The following is a 20,160-nucleotide window of genomic DNA, read 5'->3' on the forward strand; positions in this document are numbered from 1 at the left end:
TTGAACTTTATAGGTTTATTTTGCACATTACGTGGAAAAATGTCAAGAGAAAAGGGACTATAACAGATGAATGTCACTTCATACGCAGCACGCATCTATTACAGTCCCTTATATATTCTCTTGTTACATTAATTTGATCCGCCTATTGCTTTTTCGATGTTTGAAGATCCAGCTTCTACAACTTCCATACCCGATTTATCCCCTTTAAAGCCACTATAAATACGTGAGTAAAACTGCTCCTTTGCAAACCCGACTTCTATAACAATCCAATCCCAGCCTTTCTCCTTATCGTTTCTGCTTTTAATTTTCAGAGTATCACAATTTAAACCGGCCTCCTTTAATACGGCTTCAACACCAGTATTATACGACTTCCAATTATTGCTTTTTACACCGTTTACTGTAACTCCGGAATTTGCTCCACAATAGATACTTTTTCCTTTTAACATATCTGAAGTATATGCGTCTGGCAGTTCACTTGTGCTACGACATATCACAACCCAGACACCACAGCCTGAATTTTCTTGTCCTACAGCTTTCTTTGGAATATCCATTCGTCCTTCATTATATGCATTCGTCAATGCCGACTTAATAATTCGCGCATTTTGCATATCCACTGCCCTGCGTGCTTTTTCCAGCTGTCCATTAAAAATCGGGATTGAAACAGCAACCAATACCGCAATAATTGCAACTACAATCAATAGTTCCGCTAGTGTAAAACCGTTTTTGCTTCGGTATTTCATACAAGACCTCCCCATAACGCAAACAAATATTACATCTTCTTTATTACAATCTTTTTGCTTATGCCTCGTTTTACAAAAACCGTTTTGTAGCTCTTTGCCTTTTTCCTGGGGACGTAGATTTTCATCCTGGATGGAGTGCCTTTGAAGGCATTGGAGCCTACGTATTTGGCTTTCAGGCGGGAGGTGTAGATTCTCATTTCGTTTAACTTCTTGCAACCATAAAAGCTTTGTTTTCCGATAGCTTTTACTGAGCCGCCGATTTGTACGTAAGAGAGTTTCATGCACTTATAAAAGGCATAGCTTTTAATCTGGATTACATTGTTTCCTATGATAGCCTTTTTCAGGTATTTATTGCCCTTGAATGCTTTGGAGGCTATTGAGGTTACTTTGTAATTCGCGCCCTTTAGGTTTACGCTGTCTGGAATTGTAACAGTGCTTACCTTTTTCTTTATCGGTTTTATATATTCTACCGTGTCGGTGGCGGTAACTTTATAATATCCGTTTGTCGCCGGATGTTTCACTGTTGTACCCACTTTATATCCAATCGGAGCAGGTGTGTTCGTCGGTGGCGCCGTCGGCACTGGCGTATTCTGAAGTCCGGTTTCCTATTACACGATAAACAATTCCGCTTTCCCCATCAGATGGGACTGTAAATTTTCCATCCTTCAGTTTCACAAGGATCGCGGAAGCTGCCGGAATGGAATATTTTGAGCCACTGTCTCCGGAAAATACCGGAAATGCAGATGCCTTTTTTGCAGCTATCCGATCACCTGGAAAACTGTATACACCAGAAGCTTCTCCTGCTGCCACAGCTGTATAAAAATCTGAAAGAAGTGTTTTAAACGGAATTCCTGTTACCTTCTCCAGATAAGCTTCACAGGTAAGGGAGGAAGCATCTACTGTATAAAATCTCGGCAACACAGCCATAGGCTCATAGCTTCCTGCCATACGGTCAATTACGTATCTGACAAACAGGTATGGCATTCCATAGTCCTGGGCAATATCATCGCGATAACTCTTATACATCAAGGAAGAGCCGTTACGAATAGCGGTACTTCCTGCAATTCCGTTCATCCAGCCATTTGTGTCCGTACCGCCCCACAGATAATCCATGACCGTTACTGCAAGACCTTCGTTTATCCACATATATTTCTCGGAGGCATTGAATTTTGTTTTCAGCCAGAATACTGCGTGCTGTCCCTCGTGAACCAGCAGACCGTTTCTTCTGGTCATTTCACCGGAGACATAGGATGCTGCCGCCGGAGTGTTGATATGGATTGCTGTAATTCCCTCATCATACTGAAACTGACCACTTGCGCCGCTTAAGGTTTCCAGCACAATAGAGAGCTTGCCGGATCCATCTTCCCAGGGAAGATCGCCTCCTGCCAGTGTTTTCAGGATTTGATAGGGCTGTCTGTCATAAATACTCGCCATGTCTGATGCTATGAGAGATGTTTTTCCAGCGGCATCATAATCCGCTTTCATATTTTTGTCCATCCAGATATAGCAATGTTCGCCAATCCCAATGCATATATAGGTCTTGCCGCTGCCATTGCTTCTGTAAATATATTTCTCTTCTCCTATTGCATAAGTGGTAACCGCTGCCTGAACGGATATACCATCGTCAGTCTCATCTGCCGATGCAACGGACGAAATGGCGCTTTTTTCATTCAGCGCAGTGACTGAGCTGGTGCTCCCTGTATTCAGCCCGGCCAGGCTTTGAGCTGCGGGAAGCTCACTTCCACTTGAAGCGGATGCAGTACTTCCACTGTCATCAAAGATCAGTGTGCCTGTACTCCTCGAATCAGATGTATCCGTATTAATAATCACTGCATACTCCCCAGTAAGTGTTTCCCCTGCCTTTCCTTCTGTCACTGCAGCTAAAACGTTTACACTGCCAAATATTCCCAGAAACAGAAGACAGATTCCCACCCACAGACCAATGGATTTTCTTTTTTTCATACACTCCTCCTGTAAAAAATTTCCTTTCCTACAGTTTACCATTTTTACATTCTGTACACTATGTTTTTTTCTGCACTTTTCTGATTAATTTCAACAAAAAATGGGGCGAATGTATCGTTTCCGCTGATACATCGCCCCATTTATTTTCTTATTAAATTACTCTTCCTCAAACTCCAGATCCTTACGGCTCATCTCCTCAATCAGCTCTCTCTTCACCTCAAAAAGCTTCGGAGAAAGATCCACATAAACCTTCTGTGGGTTGGAGAATCGTCTGGACTCGTCCCAGAGAGTGCTCTGTTCTTTCTGGCAGATTGCGCGAAGTTCCATTACTGAAGGAGACGTATAAACGCGTTTTCCCTCCTTAATAACCGGAACCAGAAGCTCACGAACCTCGTAAGTACCACCCAGAATCTTAGTTTTTTTCCAGGTGTCAACCGGGTCAAATACTACCATAGTTTCATCTGGGTTCAGCTTCTCGTCAGCAAGACAGATCAAATCAGCTTTAATCTTTCCTGTGGACTTGCTGTAAATACGATATACTGTCTTGTTTCCAGGGTTTGTTACCTTAGCGGTGTTCTCAGAAAGCTTGATCTTCGGAACAAATTCACCTGTCTCAGGATTTTTCACTGCTGCCAGCTTGTATACACCACCAAATGCCGGATTATCATTGGAAGTAATCAGACGTGTTCCAACGCCCCAGGAATTGATCTTGGCATCCTGGGCTTTCAGGCTCTCAATCAGATATTCGTCAAGGTCACTGGATGCAGAAATGGTCGCATCATCAAAACCAGCTGCCGATAACATTTTATATGCCTCTTTGGAAAGGTAAGCAAGGTCACCGCTGTCGATACGGATACCATATTTTTTCAGCTGGATTCCCTCCTCCCGCATTTCCTCAAATACACGGATTGCATTGGGAACACCGGATTTCAGCACGTCGTAAGTGTCTACCAGAAGGATACATGCATCCGGGTACATTCTTGCGTATGTCTTGAATGCAGTGTACTCATCCGGGAAGCTCATGATCCAGGAATGTGCATGGGTTCCAAGCACTGGCACGTCAAACATCTGACCAGTAAGCACGCAGGAGGTTCCGACACAACCACCGATCACAGCTGCACGGGCTCCAAAAATACCGGCATCCGGTCCCTGGGCACGGCGAAGACCGAACTCCATGATTCCGTCACCTTTCGCCGCATAGCAGACACGTGCTGCCTTGGTAGCAATCAGGCTCTGATGGTTCATAATGTTCAAAATCGCAGTTTCCACAAGCTGAGCTTCCATAATCGGTGCTACCACTTTCACCATTGGCTCTCTTGGGAAAATAACAGTGCCTTCTGGGATGGCATAAATGTCTCCGGTAAAATGGAAAGAGCGAAGATATTCCAGAAAATCTTCCTCAAAAATGGAAAGACCACGAAGATATTCAATGTCTGCGTCTGTAAATCTCAGATTCTCAATATATTCAATTACCTGCTCCAGTCCTGCACAGATAGCAAAACCGCCTCCGCATGGGTTATCACGGTAAAACATGTCGAATACGACAGTCTGGTCAGTTGGGTTCTTAAAATACCCCTGCATCATGGTAAGTTCATAGAGATCCGTGAGCAGAGTCAGGTTATTTGCTCTCATGTTTATTCTCCTTATTAATGAGGCCAGTCTGAGAACCAATTACCTGAATAATTTTAAACAGGCTCCAGACAGGCTGTTTAATTATAAAAATTTTATACGGTAACCATAGACTCACAGGAACAAAGCGAAGTAATTTCTTATAAAGTAAAAAAGTTTCTGGCACTACTACCTTAGAGTGTGTCGAAAAAAACTCCAAAAGCTTCCCGCCAGCGACCTATGCGATTCCGTATATTTTGCTTGATTATAACACATTCATCTCAAAATGCACAGGAAAAAGAAAAGCGAAATCTTAATTTTTCCCCGAAAAATCAAGGCTTCACAGAAATTGAATAAATTTTTAAAAAAATTTGAAAAAAGGGGTTGACTTTTATATATGCATTGATATATAATACAACATGTCGCAAGCGAGAAACGACTTGCTAAGACACATAGGGCTATCGCCAAATGGTAAGGCAACGGACTCTGACTCCGTCATTTCAAGGTTCGAATCCTTGTAGCCCTGCTAAGTGGAGCACCTCAGATGAGGTGCTTTTTTCGTATTATGAAATTTCCGGAAGCCGCGTATTTACTGGCTTTGCGGGACTTTTAAAATTTTTTCTGAAACGCTTTTTCGTGGCTCTGAAAGGCGATTTTTTCCTTATTTGGCTTACTGATTTTTTCTACCTTTTGCACAAAAAATTATGTTTACTTTTGTGATATTTTCGCCTCATAATCAAGACAGTTTCCACGCTTCAAGTGCACAAATCCATTTTAGTACTCCCACCGCTTATTCTTCTGTCCGAAGGCGAACCTTAATTGACTTACTTGGTCAGTTATATTTCGGCGTTTGCCTCACAGCCCTCGGATAATGTTCAAATAATCCTGTCTCTGGTCTACGACAGCATATATAATCACTTCCTTTCGGGCTTCATTAACTTTATAAAATACAAGGTCTTTTTCAAGAATCAATACCTTATAGCCCTGACGCTTTAATACCAGGTATCTTGGATCAATTCCAAGATCTGGATTTTCTCCCAGCTGTCGTATACGATCTTCTATTTCGTCTAACTTTTTCAATGCCACATCATTGCCGAAATTCTGCGCAATATATAATACAATCTTTCTCAGACCTGCATCCGCGGTATCAGTACGAACAATATTGTATTTCAAACTCAGCCCTCCTGCAGCATAGCACGTAAATCATCAAAAGTTTCACTGATTGGCGCAACGCGACCATTCTTTACATCATCTTCTGCTTCAGTAAGGATTTCAAGCAATTCTATTCTTGATTTCATGTTCTTGTACTCTTCATAGGACAGAGACACTGTATCGCCTCTTCCATTTACAGTTATGATAACAGCTTCTTTTCCCTCACGGCACTGCTTTGAGATTTCATTATAATGATTTCTTAAATCCGCTGATGGTCTGATAGTTTCCTGCATAGCAAACATAATACGCACCTCCTGTTGTTATATATGAAAATTATATCATTTAATGTCTATACTTTCAACTTCTTAGTCAATTCCATTCATAAATTTTAGAATTCTTCATTTGTTCTAGCACCCCAAAAGGGGATGTCGATTAATACCTCATTTCGACATCCCCAGTAGTAATTGAACATAGAATTTTCTCTTCTTCTCTTACATCACAACTTTTTTGTCTCCACGGAAATCAGCCTTAGACACTTCTATAACTTTTTCTATAACATGGCTTCCGTAACATTTCTTATACTGCCCTTTTACTTTATTTTCTGCTCCCTTGTCTGAGTAAGCCCACACATCCTCTTCAAAGTCGTAAGCTGCGTTTATAGGGTAATATGGTGGTATTCGATTGATCTTTACTCGATAATATTTTTTGTTCTCTTCTCCATCACTTTTAGCTCATTTCCTATACTCCCAATCAACCCGCGCATAGTTCAGATAGCGTTCAGCCTCTTTTATCATTCTCCAGCGCCTTTGCCCTGTACCGCTGATCTGCTGATATACAGGTGCTTTCCTTTCTCTTAGCTGTATCTTATAAATACAATAGAGTTGCCGTACCTCCTGCATTACCGTAGGTTTTCCCACGTTTCATCACCTCCTGTTTGCATTTACCTTAATTTAATCTTTCTTTGTACCGCCGAGAACATTACCGATTGTATCTGCAACCTTACCCAGCAGCTCAAATAACAGCTCCCATGAAAAATCCATTGGCATAGCTCCTTTCTCTGATATATTTGAACGTGAAAAAAGGGGATGTGAAAAAACTCGATTGAGTTTTTTCACATCCCCAAAAAATGTTCGAAAATTACCCCTGGTATATCAGAAGTTCCTGTACTGCTTCTTTTCGAAGTTTCTCCTCTTCTACTGTCCTCTGTTTTCTTTCTTTATCCATGTAGCAAACTTCATATACAACTGGATTAAAAGATGTGACTTTCATATAAGCAGTGAGTGATAACGGAATAGATGCTACATCTTCTTCCAGATAATGGTCTCCAAGCTCACGGAGAATATCTGCGATTTTATCAATGTCTTCTGTATTTCCAACTTCTACCGTAAACGGTTCACGGTCATACAGTTCTTCATCGTTTTCAATATATTCCATTCCCGGGACACAGGAGATGTCTATTGACTCAATATTCTGCAGGAGTAAAAATGAACCGTTATGATATACTACTTTAAATCCAAAGCAGCACGGATCCTTTGGCTCAAGGGAAATTTCAAATTCATAATCATCCCCGTCGTAAACAACATCCACAAACGGGATCATAAAATTGTATACACGATCATACAGATATATCCGACTGCATATCTTCCACTGCGTTCTGTCAGTACCATCTTGCTTCGTTCAAGTTTAAATCCATTTTTGCCTTTCGTATATGTGCAGGTAATACCTGTTCCTTCATCGTCAGCACTTGAAAAATACAATTTCTTTCCATAAGAAAATCTGTAGATGAGATATCTTGACGATTTCGCAACCTGTTTGTAACGTCCGGAAACTTTTTGATACAATACCGTATTAAGTGTATTGTCATTATGCTTTTCCATATAGGTTCTGCCATTTGATTTGAACGTCCGCGATGATGCCTGCACCGTTGTCGTCCTGACATTGGTTATCGCAAAACATCCCAGAACCATAAACAATAACAACAGACATAGTTTCAAATGCTTCCTCTTTGTGTTTTTCATTTTCTTTTTTCTTTTTCGTATTCTTTCAGTTCTTTCAGAGCCTTCTCACCCTGTGGGTAAAGAATGATGATATTAAAGATCGTCATCAGTCCGATTCCAACATCACCAAGATCCCACACAAATGTATATGCTGCAAGGCCGCCGATGAACAGCATCACAAGCGCCAGTACTTTGTATGCAGTCTGTGAAGCCCAGTTATCTCCGAAAAGATATGCAACATTGCATCTCGCATAAAAAAGGATGCCCAGAAACGTCGAAAAACTGAATAAAAACAGCGTCGCCGCAATAAAGATCACACCAAAACGGCCAAGATGATGTTCCATTGCTGTCTGCAGAAGATCCATTCCGGAAAGTCCTGTAACTTTTTCTTCCGGCGCAAGCAGCATGATAAATGCTGTACAGCTGCAGATCACGATCGTATCCACAAATACCCCGAGCGCCTGTACCAATCCGGCTTTGACCGGCTGGTCACATTCTGCCGCTGCTGCCGCACACGGAGCAGATCCGGAACCTGCTTCATTCGAAAACAGTCCACGTTTGATTCCATTCATTAGGACTGCGCCAAAACCGCCGGCTGCTGCCTGTCGGAATCCAAATGCTTCCTCAAAAATTCTTGCAAAAACACCCGGCAAACTTCCAAGATTCATCACAATGATCAGAATCGTGATTGCAAAATAGCATACCGCCATGACCGGCACTACCATATCCAGGATCTTAACTGTCGCATCTTTACGAAGCACTATCACAGCAGCCACAGCAACAAGTACTACCGTCATATAGATCGGCGGAATGGAAAATGCATTTTTAAATGAAGAAACAACAGAATTGCTGATCACTTGACTGATACCGCACCAGCAGATCAGACCGGAGATTGCAAACAACACAGAAATCACCACTTTGTTTCTCTTTTTCTTCTGTTTTTCTTCTACATATGCATGAATATAATACGCCGGACCGCCGCGGTAACCTCCGTACAGCGGATCTTTTTCTTTATAAAGCTGTGCCAGTGTCGCTTCAATAAAAGCTGTTGATGAACCGATAATTGCCGTCACCCACATCCAGAAAACCGCACCGGCGCCGCCTGCCGAAATTGCCGCAACAACACCGACCAGATTTCCCATACCGACACGAGTTGCCGTCGAAACGATCAGTGTCTGAAATGAAGACAGACTGTTTTTTTCTTGTTTCTTCTCAACCAGTGCCTGCACCATATCCGGGAACAGGCGAATCGGCAGAAAACGCGTCCGAACCGTAAAATAAATTCCTGTAGGAATCAGTAATATAATCAGAAGCGAAATCCCCAGAGTGCTGCCGCCCGGCAGTGGAATCTGCACCAGATCTCCCCACAGAAAACTATATACTTTCTCAATCAGAGTAACTATCATACTTTAAACCCTCTTCCATACTCACAACATCCGGGATACATGCTGCTCACGTCATCTACAACAGCCTGATTCCCGGACAGATACCATAATAGTATAGCCCATATTAACCTTTAAACGCAAGTACTTTTAGGGTTTAAAGTCAAAAACTTTAAATAATTAAATCTTTCACCTTACCAAAACTGTTCACATATATCCAGTGTAAACTTTCTTGCTTCCTCTACCGCCATATTCATATCCGCCGGCGAAACTCTTCCTTTTAAATTTGTCGTTGAAAATAAATAGTTTATTTACTGGCAATCAAGCTTTCAACTATGTTTGAAGCCTACAGCATCGTTTAACATGGAATTTCATCAAGTATTGTTTGCATTATCTAAATACCATTGGTTCACTGGTAACATTCCGCGAGGTGTTTTTTGTGAACAAAGTTCACAGAAAACCCGAGAGTTGCGGCGCGGGGACTTATTTCACATCCCCTTTTTTCGTATTACTACATCTTTTAAATTTCCAGCAGTTCTTCACTTTTACAGCCGATTTCTCTTGCCAGACTTAACACATCAATCGCCCTTGTATGGTTGATATCCCTCTGACGCTGTTCAAAAAGCTGGATCTGACGAAGTGCCACACCACTCCTCTTTGCCAGCTCGCTCTGGGACAGACCGGATAACATCCGAAGCCGCTTCAAATTGGTTTCCACATAGTACTGATCCCATTTTTCATTTATGGTTTCTACAAATCTGGAAATATCCATTTCGTGATAAACTGGATACATGTTTAAAATCTCTTCGATTGAGACCGCATGATAGATTTTTATGAAGCTTCGCCCTGTGTACCATTGATAATAGGCCAGTGCCCAACCACACCAGTACTCCGGAGATTTATCCAGATACATTTCATCTTCCAGTTCTGGAATCAACAGACCTGATTTCCGAATTACTTCTTTTACCAGTTCACACCCGGTCTTTCCTGCCACATAAGTCGGATTTCCTGTCTGAAACTGCATTGACACATCCGATACCAGAAACATCTCATAAAACTGATTCGGAGAAAACTCATACGTATTTACCGCATAATCCATCATATCTCCAAGTATTTTTTGTGCATTATTCAAATAATCTTCAGAATAAGCGTGGATCATCATTTTCCATTTCCTCTCGCATAATATCCAATATAAACAGTTCGTTTAAATCTGCTTTCTGTCGTTTACTCATTCGATATTCTTTTCTGGCGGCACGCTCCCGCTCTATTTTCTTTATATAGTACGCCTGCATGTCAACCGGTTCACTTTTTACATATTGGATTTTTTCAAATGCCTGCGGACTTTTCAACACAATCTGCTCACCAAGTTTCCCAAGCTGCATAGCTTCCGAAAGCTTCTGTAACGAGATTACCCCTGCCACAAAATCCTGTGCAAACGAAAAATAAGAATCATCCGCCCGATATCCTATGATCACATCATATTCTGAAATATCCAGCAAAAAATGTTCTTTCAGATATCTTTTCCCCTCTTCTGCAATGCTTCCATTCTGCCAGTCGCTCCGTCCCTGTTCTTCCAGTTCCATGTCATACAATTTTCTTATCATGCTGTCCATAATGTTCCGAACCTGCTCTGGTTCCAATTCTCCCTTCTATGAGCATATCTAAATATTTACACCTTGTTACAGATTTGAAGATATAAAAAAAGAGACCAGAATTCAAATTTCCAGTCTCTTCCATTCTTCTATAATCACTCAAAAAACTACGAACATTTTGTTTTAACAAATGCAATAATGTCGTCATTTTTCTTCATGTGCTTTCTCGACTCCAACCGCCTCTGTGGATACAAGAGAGTGCATCCGATGCTTTGAATACGGATTGCAAAATCAAGCCATTTATCGTTCATTTTTGCGCCTCTCAATAGCCGTAATTCTTTACCTGGAACAGGTTACTTCTCCATCCTCTTTGCTATAGTCAAACTTCCCATCATTTTTCTCTTCCAAAGCTTTTATCATATGGTAGGTATATTCATTATACGGCGTAGGAATCCCAAGTTCCCGCCCCATGCGGACCAACGCGCCTGAGAACATATCAATCTCCGTATGGCGTCCCGCATCCAGATCCTGCAATGTGGAATATCTGGCTGATGGGGGAACGGCACTTCCATGTCCAGAGGATGCAGCAGCCTTACTTATATCGATTCCTTTTGCAGAAGCAATGGCTTCCAGTTCTCTTCTAAGTCCGTCGCTGATTGCTTTCATATGAACGCTGTCCTGGTAACAGCCAACTCCTGCCCCTAGAATTGCCTGGGGCAGATTATTGCATACATTCAGTCGGAATTTGCTCCACATTTCTTCCCTGATATATTCTGTAGAGCGATAATGCAGTCCGGTATCTGCAAAAAGAGCCTCAATGGCCTGCACACGTTCACTGTCATAGGGTGCGCAAGGCTCTCCGAAAATAATGCCAATGGTGGTTTCCGGGTTAAAACAATATCCATTTTCCTCTTTATGGGAAGCAACTTTTATTACCGAATAGATCACATGGGAAGCTCCAATTTCATCGGAAATCAATTTCTCACTGTCCACGCCGTTCATAAGACTCATGACCGTGGTATTCTCTCCTGTAACCTGGCGGATGCTGTCCATTGCACCTGGCAGCGCTCCATATTTCAAAGATACGATCAGCAGGTCTATCCCTTTTGCTTCCTGGGGTGTCCATACTTCCGGATGATAAACCTCATCATTGATCGTGCAGCCTTTTTTCAATTTCTCCGCACGCTTACCCTCTGCAAGAACTCCCAGCCGGATATCCTTCCGCCTGGAAAGCCCCCATATCACATAAGACCCAACCGCACCTGCGCCAAGAACTGCAACTGTTTTTATCTTCATTGTCTTAACCTCCCATGTATATTTTCCCTTCTAGACAGATATTACTATTTTATCATTATCTGATAAAAACTCCATACAAAAATTCTTGCTTTTTTCTACTTGACTCCACAATCCAGGCGGTCTATTCTTTAAATAGACATAAGATTGAGAATCTTTTCGCAACATATTTTACCATTTATTTTTTGGGGGATTTTTTCATATGAAGGTTGTCATCGCAATTGATTCTTTAAAGGGAAGCTTAAGCTCAATAGAAGCCGGAATGGCCATCAGGGAAGGAGTTCTTCGGGCAAAGCCGGATGCAGAAGTCATCGTAAAACCTCTCGCAGACGGCGGAGAGGGCACTACGGACGCCTTGATCGAAGGCATGAACGGAGAGCGGATCGATCTGACCGTCACCGGACCCATGCACACTCCGGTCAAGGCTCATTATGGATATCTGAAAGACAGCAATACCGCTGTCATGGAAATGGCTTCCGCTGCCGGAATCACACTGGTTCCAGATGATGCAAAGGATCCTCTTCTTGCTACCAGCTACGGTGTGGGCGAAATGATAAACCATGCCCTCCAAAAGGGTTGCCGCAATTTTATCATTGGAATCGGCGGAAGCGCCACCAACGACGGCGGCATCGGTATGTTAAAAGCTCTTGGCGTACGTTTTTTGGATGAAAATGATGTGGATGCAGGCGAAGGCGGACAGGCACTGGCGAAGGTTTCCAGAATCGACATTTCCGGCCTGAATCCGCTTTTAAGAGAAGCTCATATTCAGGTGGCATGCGATGTGAATAACCCTCTTTGCGGGGAAATTGGTTCCACATATGTTTACGGTCCGCAAAAAGGTGTGACAGAAAATCAGAAAAAGCAATTAGATGAAGATATGGCACATTTTGCGCAAATCACTTCCCAAGCTCTGGGAACGGATTACTGCAATACCCCTGGTGCCGGTGCTGCCGGAGGGCTTGGCTTCGCCTTTCTCTCCTACCTGGGGGCGACGCTGACGCCTGGGATCGAACTGATTCTGAATGCTGTAGGACTGAAGCAGGAACTTTCTGATGCGGACGTGGTAGTCACCGGTGAAGGCCGCCTGGATTTTCAGACAGCCATGGGAAAAGCCCCTGTAGGCGTGGCAAAGCTGGCAAAAAAGCACCATGCAAAGGTTATCGCATTTGCCGGAAGTGTCACAAAGGAAGCTGCCGCCTGCAATAAAGAGGGAATTGATGCTTTTTTTCCAATTTTACGAAATGTCTGCACACTTGCGGAGGCTATGGATCCTGCCACTGCAAAAAACAATATGACTGCCACTGCCGAGCAGGTCTTCCGGCTGCTTTAAGCGATATAATGGTTTAATTCTGGCTGTAAACCGAATTAAACCATTATATCGCCTTTCTCCATTTATCCTATTAAAACTTTCTTCCCCTCAAACGCAAACCCATAATGCCTGATCCGCTCCTGTGTAATCCCCAGTGCCAGAAGCTCTGCATCGTATTTTTTCTCTATTATCTGATCGAGTGCAGATTCCACAGTATCTTCAAGTGTTTTTTCCGAATCTGGCTCACGCACCTTAAATTCCAAAATAATTGCATTATCCCGCTTGCTCTTGGGAAGCAGCATTACATCATATCTTCCAAAACCACTTTCTCTGTTAGAACGAACAGCATAACGATCTCTGATTTCTATCAGAAGCCCCAGCACAAATCCATGGTAAAAACGTTCCGGTTGTGTTCTCTCAGAGACATATTTTCCAACATCAAAGCTGCTGAACGTTGCAAGTGCAACATCATTCATATACAGATTCATAGCCTTAACATTTCCCTCAAGTAAGGCTCTGATAAATTCATTATAATTTGATGCTACCGGAGCAAACCATCCTTTAAACATATTAGAAAACATGCTTACCGTTTCCAGATTTGTTATATCCAGATGATACCATGGCTCCAGCGTCATTCCCCGATATTCCACGTCCTCCACTTTCAAATACCCACTTGCCACAAGCAGACTCCATATTGCACTTTCATCCTGCTCTAACTGGCTGAATACACCCTGCTCATCAAAGCTGACAGTAATCAGTTCTCCATTTAAAAGCCTTTCCATCTGCTTTTTCATGTCAGCCGAAGCCGTCTGGATTAATTTGCTGATAAGTGCATTAGAACTTGTTGCCGCCCAATATGGCTTTAGTTTCTTTTCCTTCAGATAATTCGTAATTGACCAGGGATTGTAAATATCCCGCCTCTGACCAAAAATAAATCCATCATACCACTGTTTTACTATCTGTTTTTTCTCAGACATTCCAAACGCATCTAAGGCTGAAAAGACCTCTTCTTCTGTAAAACCGAAGCAATCTGCATACTGCTCTGATGTAGTCGTAATCACCGCAAGATTATTTAAGTCCGAAAATACGGATTCTTTTGACACACGGGTAATCCCAGTCATCACCGCTCTTTCCAGATAAGGATTTGTTTTAAAGGCTGCATTAAAAAGCCCCCTCATAAATCCGATAAATTCATCCCAATATCCATGTATATACGCTTCCTGCATGGGCGTATCATATTCATCCAGAAAAATCAAAACCTTTTTTCCATATAATAATTTTAAGTATTTGGAGAGATTTTTCAGCGCATCCTGTGCTGTCACATCATTCATTTCTTCCGTGACAGACAATATATTCTGCTTCTCGCTTTCAGAAAAGCACTCCTGCTGTTCCAAATAGCGATGCTGTCTATACACATCCACAATAATATTTTTAATCTTCTGAACCGCATCCTCATAATTATTCTGCTTCACATCTGCAAAGCTAATAAAAATCACCGGATAGGTTCCCTGCAGCTCGCGATATTTCTCCTCTTCCCAAATGGAAAGTCCCTCAAAAAGGTCTCCCCTTTCTGCATACTGTCTTGAAAAAAAACAGTTCAGCATACTCATATTCAGTGTTTTTCCAAATCTCCTCGGACGGGTAATAAGGGTAATATCATCTGCATTTTTCCACCACTGCCTGATGAAATCCGTTTTATCAATATAAAAATAGTGGTTTTCTCTTAAAGAAACATAATCCTGTTTTCCAATACTGATAACCTGTCCCATACCTCACCCTCGCTTTCAAATGCTACGTCTCAAATTAATTCTCGTGGAACCGCGAACTCCGCCTGCGGCTACGTTTGCGTAGCGTAATAATTTGATGCTACGCCTTAAATTATTACTTCATTATACACTATCATCTGAATGCTTTACAAGAACAAGACCACCGGTAGCCACAAAATATTGCCAACCGATGGTCTCCTCCATTTACTCTCTCCCGACCCGGGATGCCATCTTCTCCTTATACATCTCCTGATCCGCTTCCTCGAAGGTCGCTTCCCCATTCTCCACAGTGCTGATGCCAAAGGAAACACTCACCTGCAGTATCTCATCACTGCGCTTCACCATCTGCTCCTTCATTTTCTGAACCAGCACCTCCGCTTTTTCCTTGGAAGTATGTGGACAAACCATAAAAATTTCATCTCCACCAACACGCATGGCAATGCATTTTTCCGGCAATACTGCCTTAATTCCATCTGCCACGCTCTGCAACAGCATATCTCCAAATTCATGCCCCTTTGTATCGTTCGTCTGTTTCAGATAATTGCAATCTGCCATGATCACAGCTTGCACATTTCCCAGATGCATTTTCTATCACTCTCTCAATAGTGCAAAAACATAAGTTTATTATACGCCTCCAGATAGTTTTATCAATTTATCCGCATAAATTCAGACTTTTATACTCCGATTCTCGTAAACAATAACCCAAAATGAGCAACACAAAACAGCCGGAAGAATTCTCTCATCCCCTTCCGGCTATTGTCAATTTACATAATTCTATTTTCCAAGATATCCAAGTACACCCTCTGCAACCAAATCTTCCTCACCCGGTTTCAGATTATAGGCATTTAAAAATATCACATTCTCCGGCATGCGGAATTCTGGCGGATAAACACCGATATCAATGGGCTGCGGCAACGCTCTGGTGTATTTGTTGCAGGCCTCGGCAGTCTTTCCCTCTGGAAGTGTCACCAGAAGCAGCGGCTGATAAGTTCCCAGACGTCCTTCATTTCGGAATTCCATTTTCAATTCAGGTTCTCGGCTCACAAGCTTGTCCTCCAGCTTCTTCAAAAGAGCTTCCTGACGGGCAAATCCGTCTTCTGGCTTCTCTGTGACAAACAATTCAAGTGCTGTAATAAAACCAGCCAGTTCTTCTTTTCCAGTCTTAAATGCACGTCCGATCCTTGCATTGGGGCTTGCAGCCATACGGCAGGCCTCAGTCAGATCCTTTCGTCCCACGATCAGGCCCGTACTCTGTGGTCCACGAATATGCTTTCCACCACTGAATACACACAGATCAGCACCAAGTTCCTTCGTATAATACCAGAGATTAGAGCTTGGCGGAAGCTGTGCAGCTGCGTCCACAACAATGGTAACTCCGGTCTTTTTCAATTCCGGGATCACTTCCTCGCAGGTGGGGATTCCCTCCTCATATAGTGTTGCCGGGAAAAGAAATACCGCAGCTGTTTTCTCATTTACCGCATTCACCATAGCTTCAACAGTTGGCTCAACAGAAACAATTTTTGCTCCTGTCAGACCTGTAAGTCTCCAATAAGGAATAATCTCCCGAAACTTTCCATCAAACATGAGAATCTCATTTTTCTCAAAACTCTCCACATGAGGCAACTGATCCAGCTTCTTTTCATCTGGTCCACACATTGCAGCAGCAGCGGAAAGAATTACTCCGCCTGCTGCCCCAGTTGTCACAAAAGCGGACTCATTATTGGTAAGCTCCGCTGCTCGCTCACTTACTTTCTGAAGAAGCAACGGATAATCCACGAAATGCTCTCCCGCCTGGCGCATAGCTTCTACGGTTCTTTCATCCATCAGTGATCCGCCAAGATTCGTATATGTCTCACTGGCGTTGATCAGAGGAGTGATCCCTATTTTTTCATAAAAAGATGTATGCTCACTCATTTTTATTTTTCCCCTCTTCTTAAGGCATGGCCTGCCAGAATTCCTGTAATATTGCCATGCTCAAGAGCCGGAAGACCATTGATATACAGAGCCTCCACACCTGTCGCACGCTGTCTGGGATCCTCGAAGGTCGCCTGATCTTTCACATTTTCATAATCCATAAGACAAATATCTGCCTTCATTCCAGCCTTCAGAACTCCACGTCCTTCCAAACGGTACATTTCTGCCGGCATAGATGTTAATTTCTTCACGATATACTCAACCGGTACATTTCTTTCCCTCATATAGGCAATGATCCTTGCAAAAGAACCAAATCCACGTGGATGGCAAAGCATTCCAGCAGGAATCGTATCACTTCCGATGGTGTAGCGGTCATCCATAAACAGCTTGTACTGGTCGTCATAAAGCTTTTTCTTCAGCTCTTCGGACTGATTTTCCACACCAGCGAAACCAACCTGCAGTTCATTCTCCACCAGAAGACGAATGATTGTCTCAGAAAATGTCTCATGGTTTTCTTCAGAAATCCGGGCAAAAGTCTTGCCAAGATCGCGGCTATACGGATCCTTTGTGAGAATAACAGTTGCAGTCTGATCTGGTCCAAAGAAATATTTATGTCTCTCATCCATATCTTTCAGAAGTTTGCCTCGCAGTTCTTTGGATGTAAGTCTTTCCATAATCTCTGCATAGCTCCCCTGCTGTGCCCATCCAGGTACCAGCGCAAGTACAAGTCCTGCACCAACCATATATGGATAATATTCGTAATAAACTTTGTTTCCAGCAGCCTCAATGTCCTTAAATGGCTCAAACAGAGTACGGTAATCTTCCTCCATACTGCCAGTACGATAGTGGAGCATGTTCAGCCTTACCCCTGTTTTTCTCGCAATTTCAGCCGCTTCATATCTTGGACGAAGGGGAACCTGTCCGTCATCCAGTCTCTGATGTACGCAGAAAAGCCCATCATATTCCTGTACAATCTGGCACAATGCAATCAGTTCCTCTGTATCGCTGTATCCACCTGGATAGTAAGATAAGCCGACGGAAAATCCCACTGCACCTTCCTTCATAGTCTGGCGAATCACTTCCTGTGCTTCACGACGCTCTTTTTCACTCCATACTACATTTTTAAATCCGGTTACCATCTGACGGATAGCATTGTGGGATACGTTTGCTGCCACATTTACACCGGAACCATCCAGCTGGTCCAGGAATTCCCCGAAGGTCGTCCAGCCTTTCAGATAATGTCTGTAATCTCCAAAAATACCGGAATTAATTTTGATGGAATCTTCAAACTGCTCTGGTTTCATCGGTGCAAAACCAAGACCGCATTGACCTGTCACTACAGTTGAGATCCCCTGATAAAGAGCATTTGGATGCTGTCTGTTCTTCAAAATATTTAATTCCGAATGTGTATGTCCGTCAATAAATCCCGGTGTCACGGTAAGTCCTTTGGCATCCACAACTTTTCTTGCCTTGGATGCATCCAGGTTTTCTCCTATTTCAGTGATCATATCACGATCGATTGCAATGTCCCCATAGAAAGGCTTTTCCCCAGTTCCATCAACGATCAGACCACCTTTGATCAGTATATCCATAATTCCGCCATCCTCTCTGATTACTGGAAAAAGTATTTAGTCCTCCATCTGTACAATGCCTTCAATCTCTACAGGAGTATTTCCCGGCAGAGCTACTGCTCCGATTGCAGAACGTGAAGGCGCTCCGATTTCCTCTCCAAATAGATCAACCAGAAGCTGTGTTGCTCCGTTTGCTACCTGCGGCTGCTCGTAAAAATCAGGTGTACAGCCAACAAAAACAAGTACTTTTACAAAAGATTTTACTTTGTCAAGGCTTCCGATGTGTGCCTTGATCACGGAAAGATAATTTAAAATAGTTCTCTTTGCAGCTTCCTGGCCTTCCTCGATTGTAAGATCCTGTCCAAGTTTTCCCTGCGGACCTTCTCCCTCAATGTAGGAGCCACAGCCTGAAATATAATAAAAGTTATTTCCAAGAGATTTTACGCTTGCATAAACACCACCTTTTCCAGGTGCAGGTGGAAGTGTTAAACCCATTTTTTCCAGTTTTTCTTCGATTGTCATGATTTTTATTCTCCTTTTCGTTTTGGTGATGCCACCAGCTGACAACATCTTTGTTTGAATATAACCACATGAAGCCGCCAGTCTCTGCCATAGCAGAAACCCGGCGGCTTAAATCACTTTACGGTCTTACAGCTGTTCCATCTTCCAGACGGCTGAAGAGCCAGCTGAAATCCATATCGATTGCCGGATATTTTGCCGCAGCTTTTTCATCGAAATCTACGCCGATTCCCGGTTTATCATTTAAGTATGCATAGCCATTACGAACCTGTGGGCATCCTGGGAATACTTCTTCCTCTGCCTCATTAAATCCGGCAAACTCCTGAATACCGAAGTTCGGGCTGCAAAGATCCAGATGCATCTGTGCTGCCATACCAATCGGAGAAAGATCGTTCGGACCATGCCATGCGGTACGAACCTGATACTGCTCGCAGAATGCAGCAACTTTTCTTGCTGGTGTTAATCCACCGATGTCACTGAGATGACAACGGATAAAATCAATCCATTGATTCTGTACAATTGTCTTCCACTCAAGCGGATGTGTAAATAACTCACCCATTGCCAGCGGAACTGCGGTCTGCTCTCTCAAATATTTGAAGTAGCCAACCTGATCAGGAGCAAGTGCATCCTCAATGAAAAACGGTTTAAACTGCTCCAGCTCTTTTGTAAAACTCAGTGTATCTGCCAGAGAAAGTCTCTCATGGATATCATGCATAATTTCCAGATTCCAGCCAATATCTGTACGGATTCTGTCAAACAATTTGACAACGCTCTGCATATAAGTTCTGGATGAATAGTAAGCACCTTTCGGTGCATTCTCCGGATGAACCATGTTCTGGATAGTTCCGTCGAAGTTTCCACCATAAGTTCCCATATGACAGCGGATATAGCGGAATCCCTGTTCCATAAATGCATGGATTTTCTCCTCAACTTCTTCCGGACTATTTCCATCTGCATGACGGTAAAGAGCGATTCCCTCTCTGCACTTTCCTCCAAATAAGCTGTACAGCGGCATTCCTGCCAGTTTACCTTTGATATCCCAAAGTGCTTCATCTACACCGGATAATGCGTTGTTCAAAACCGGACCGTTTCTCCAATAAGAACTTCCCATCATGGACTGCCAGATATCTTCTATATCATGTACAGAACGTCCGATCAGGAATGGACGAAGGTACTCTTCGATTGCAGTTACAACTGCTTTATAGCGCCATGTAAAGGTGGCACATCCAACTCCGTATAATTCCGGCTCTGAAGTTTCTACTTTTACTACTACAAGGTTATTTCCATGAGGTGCTGTTACAAATGCTTTAATGTCTCTGATTGTAATGGCTTTCATAATCTCTTTCCTCCTAAAT

At 42.8% G+C, this 20,160-nt stretch carries 20 protein-coding genes and 1 tRNA gene; 2 read left to right on the forward strand and 19 right to left on the reverse strand.

The window, feature by feature from the left end; all coding sequences use genetic code 11:
• Nucleotides 1-128: 128 nt before the first annotated feature.
• The 4 genes from I4V84_RS13865 to I4V84_RS13880 form a co-directional block, all read right to left on the reverse strand.
• Complete coding sequence (locus tag I4V84_RS13865) at nucleotides 129-740, reverse strand: type II secretion system protein (protein WP_195992618.1); 612 nt, start codon at nucleotides 738-740, stop codon at nucleotides 129-131.
• A 29-nt stretch (nucleotides 741-769) separates the two neighbouring features.
• Nucleotides 770-1,273: a leucine-rich repeat domain-containing protein gene (locus tag I4V84_RS19995; RefSeq protein WP_195992620.1), complete on the reverse strand. Its 504-nt coding sequence runs from the start codon at nucleotides 1,271-1,273 to the stop codon at nucleotides 770-772.
• Nucleotide 1,274: 1 nt separating this feature from the next.
• Nucleotides 1,275-2,702, reverse strand: a complete 1,428-nt coding sequence (locus I4V84_RS13875) for a hypothetical protein (protein WP_195992622.1) — start codon at nucleotides 2,700-2,702, stop codon at nucleotides 1,275-1,277.
• 156 nt (nucleotides 2,703-2,858) lie between these two features.
• Entirely contained in the window at nucleotides 2,859-4,334 is a 1,476-nt protein-coding gene (locus I4V84_RS13880) for a nicotinate phosphoribosyltransferase (protein ID WP_118583227.1), read from the reverse strand.
• A gap of 430 nt (nucleotides 4,335-4,764) precedes the next feature.
• Here I4V84_RS13880 and I4V84_RS13885 point away from each other — a divergent pair.
• Nucleotides 4,765-4,836, forward strand: a tRNA-Gln gene (locus tag I4V84_RS13885).
• A 329-nt stretch (nucleotides 4,837-5,165) separates the two neighbouring features.
• Here I4V84_RS13885 and I4V84_RS13890 read toward each other — a convergent pair.
• The 9 genes from I4V84_RS13890 to I4V84_RS13930 all read right to left on the reverse strand — a co-directional run bounded on the left by I4V84_RS13890 (nucleotide 5,166) and on the right by I4V84_RS13930 (nucleotide 11,729).
• Nucleotides 5,166-5,483 carry a type II toxin-antitoxin system RelE/ParE family toxin gene (locus tag I4V84_RS13890; protein WP_118583223.1) on the reverse strand — a complete coding sequence of 106 codons (318 nt, stop codon included), beginning with the start codon at nucleotides 5,481-5,483 and terminating at the stop codon, nucleotides 5,166-5,168.
• A gap of 2 nt (nucleotides 5,484-5,485) precedes the next feature.
• The gene (locus I4V84_RS13895; RefSeq protein WP_118583221.1) at nucleotides 5,486-5,764 is read right to left on the reverse strand and encodes a type II toxin-antitoxin system Phd/YefM family antitoxin; all 279 of its coding nucleotides are present in this window, start codon (nucleotides 5,762-5,764) and stop codon (nucleotides 5,486-5,488) included.
• Between the two features lie 429 nt (nucleotides 5,765-6,193).
• Nucleotides 6,194-6,379, reverse strand: a complete 186-nt coding sequence (locus I4V84_RS13900) for a hypothetical protein (protein ID WP_195992624.1) — start codon at nucleotides 6,377-6,379, stop codon at nucleotides 6,194-6,196.
• A 220-nt stretch (nucleotides 6,380-6,599) separates the two neighbouring features.
• Complete coding sequence (locus I4V84_RS13905) at nucleotides 6,600-7,061, reverse strand: hypothetical protein (protein ID WP_118583219.1); 462 nt, start codon at nucleotides 7,059-7,061, stop codon at nucleotides 6,600-6,602.
• Nucleotides 7,058-7,480 carry a hypothetical protein gene (locus I4V84_RS13910; protein WP_195590890.1) on the reverse strand — a complete coding sequence of 141 codons (423 nt, stop codon included), beginning with the start codon at nucleotides 7,478-7,480 and terminating at the stop codon, nucleotides 7,058-7,060. Before I4V84_RS13910 ends, I4V84_RS13905 begins: the two co-directional genes overlap by 4 nt.
• Nucleotides 7,477-8,865: an alanine/glycine:cation symporter family protein gene (locus I4V84_RS13915; protein ID WP_055174131.1), complete on the reverse strand. Its 1,389-nt coding sequence runs from the start codon at nucleotides 8,863-8,865 to the stop codon at nucleotides 7,477-7,479. The genes I4V84_RS13910 and I4V84_RS13915 overlap by 4 nt, the downstream gene beginning before the upstream one ends.
• Nucleotides 8,866-9,361: 496 nt before the next feature.
• The gene (locus tag I4V84_RS13920) at nucleotides 9,362-9,973 is read right to left on the reverse strand and encodes a helix-turn-helix transcriptional regulator (RefSeq protein WP_243284109.1); all 612 of its coding nucleotides are present in this window, start codon (nucleotides 9,971-9,973) and stop codon (nucleotides 9,362-9,364) included.
• Between the two features lie 7 nt (nucleotides 9,974-9,980).
• Nucleotides 9,981-10,445: a DUF3990 domain-containing protein gene (locus tag I4V84_RS13925; RefSeq protein WP_243284110.1), complete on the reverse strand. Its 465-nt coding sequence runs from the start codon at nucleotides 10,443-10,445 to the stop codon at nucleotides 9,981-9,983.
• 327 nt (nucleotides 10,446-10,772) lie between these two features.
• Nucleotides 10,773-11,729, reverse strand: coding sequence for a 2-dehydropantoate 2-reductase (locus I4V84_RS13930; protein ID WP_118583213.1), 957 nt, complete (start codon nucleotides 11,727-11,729; stop codon nucleotides 10,773-10,775).
• A 199-nt stretch (nucleotides 11,730-11,928) separates the two neighbouring features.
• Here I4V84_RS13930 and I4V84_RS13935 point away from each other — a divergent pair, with 199 nt between their 5' ends.
• Nucleotides 11,929-13,056, forward strand: a complete 1,128-nt coding sequence (locus tag I4V84_RS13935) for a glycerate kinase (protein ID WP_195391712.1) — start codon at nucleotides 11,929-11,931, stop codon at nucleotides 13,054-13,056.
• A gap of 62 nt (nucleotides 13,057-13,118) precedes the next feature.
• On the opposite strand, the gene I4V84_RS13940 is transcribed toward I4V84_RS13935, so the two are convergent.
• The 6 genes from I4V84_RS13940 to I4V84_RS13965 all read right to left on the reverse strand — a co-directional run bounded on the left by I4V84_RS13940 (nucleotide 13,119) and on the right by I4V84_RS13965 (nucleotide 20,141).
• A complete protein-coding gene (locus tag I4V84_RS13940) occupies nucleotides 13,119-14,804 on the reverse strand; it encodes an AAA family ATPase (protein ID WP_195391713.1) in 1,686 nt (561 codons plus the stop codon).
• Between the two features lie 201 nt (nucleotides 14,805-15,005).
• Entirely contained in the window at nucleotides 15,006-15,356 is a 351-nt protein-coding gene (locus I4V84_RS13945; protein WP_207748679.1) for a GGDEF domain-containing protein, read from the reverse strand.
• 219 nt (nucleotides 15,357-15,575) lie between these two features.
• The gene (locus I4V84_RS13950; RefSeq protein ID WP_173736469.1) at nucleotides 15,576-16,715 is read right to left on the reverse strand and encodes an aminotransferase class V-fold PLP-dependent enzyme; all 1,140 of its coding nucleotides are present in this window, start codon (nucleotides 16,713-16,715) and stop codon (nucleotides 15,576-15,578) included.
• Between the two features lie 2 nt (nucleotides 16,716-16,717).
• Nucleotides 16,718-18,307, reverse strand: coding sequence for an amidohydrolase family protein (locus I4V84_RS13955; RefSeq protein ID WP_173736468.1), 1,590 nt, complete (start codon nucleotides 18,305-18,307; stop codon nucleotides 16,718-16,720).
• A 36-nt stretch (nucleotides 18,308-18,343) separates the two neighbouring features.
• Nucleotides 18,344-18,808 (reverse strand): RidA family protein, encoded by a 465-nt coding sequence (locus tag I4V84_RS13960; RefSeq protein ID WP_173736467.1) that lies wholly within the window; start codon nucleotides 18,806-18,808, stop codon nucleotides 18,344-18,346.
• Between the two features lie 118 nt (nucleotides 18,809-18,926).
• Entirely contained in the window at nucleotides 18,927-20,141 is a 1,215-nt protein-coding gene (locus I4V84_RS13965; protein ID WP_173736466.1) for an enolase C-terminal domain-like protein, read from the reverse strand.
• Nucleotides 20,142-20,160: the final 19 nt, after the last annotated feature.

The organism is Ruminococcus sp. 1001713B170207_170306_F1, assembly GCF_015668065.1.
GTDB lineage: Bacteria > Bacillota > Clostridia > Lachnospirales > Lachnospiraceae > Blautia_A > Blautia_A faecis.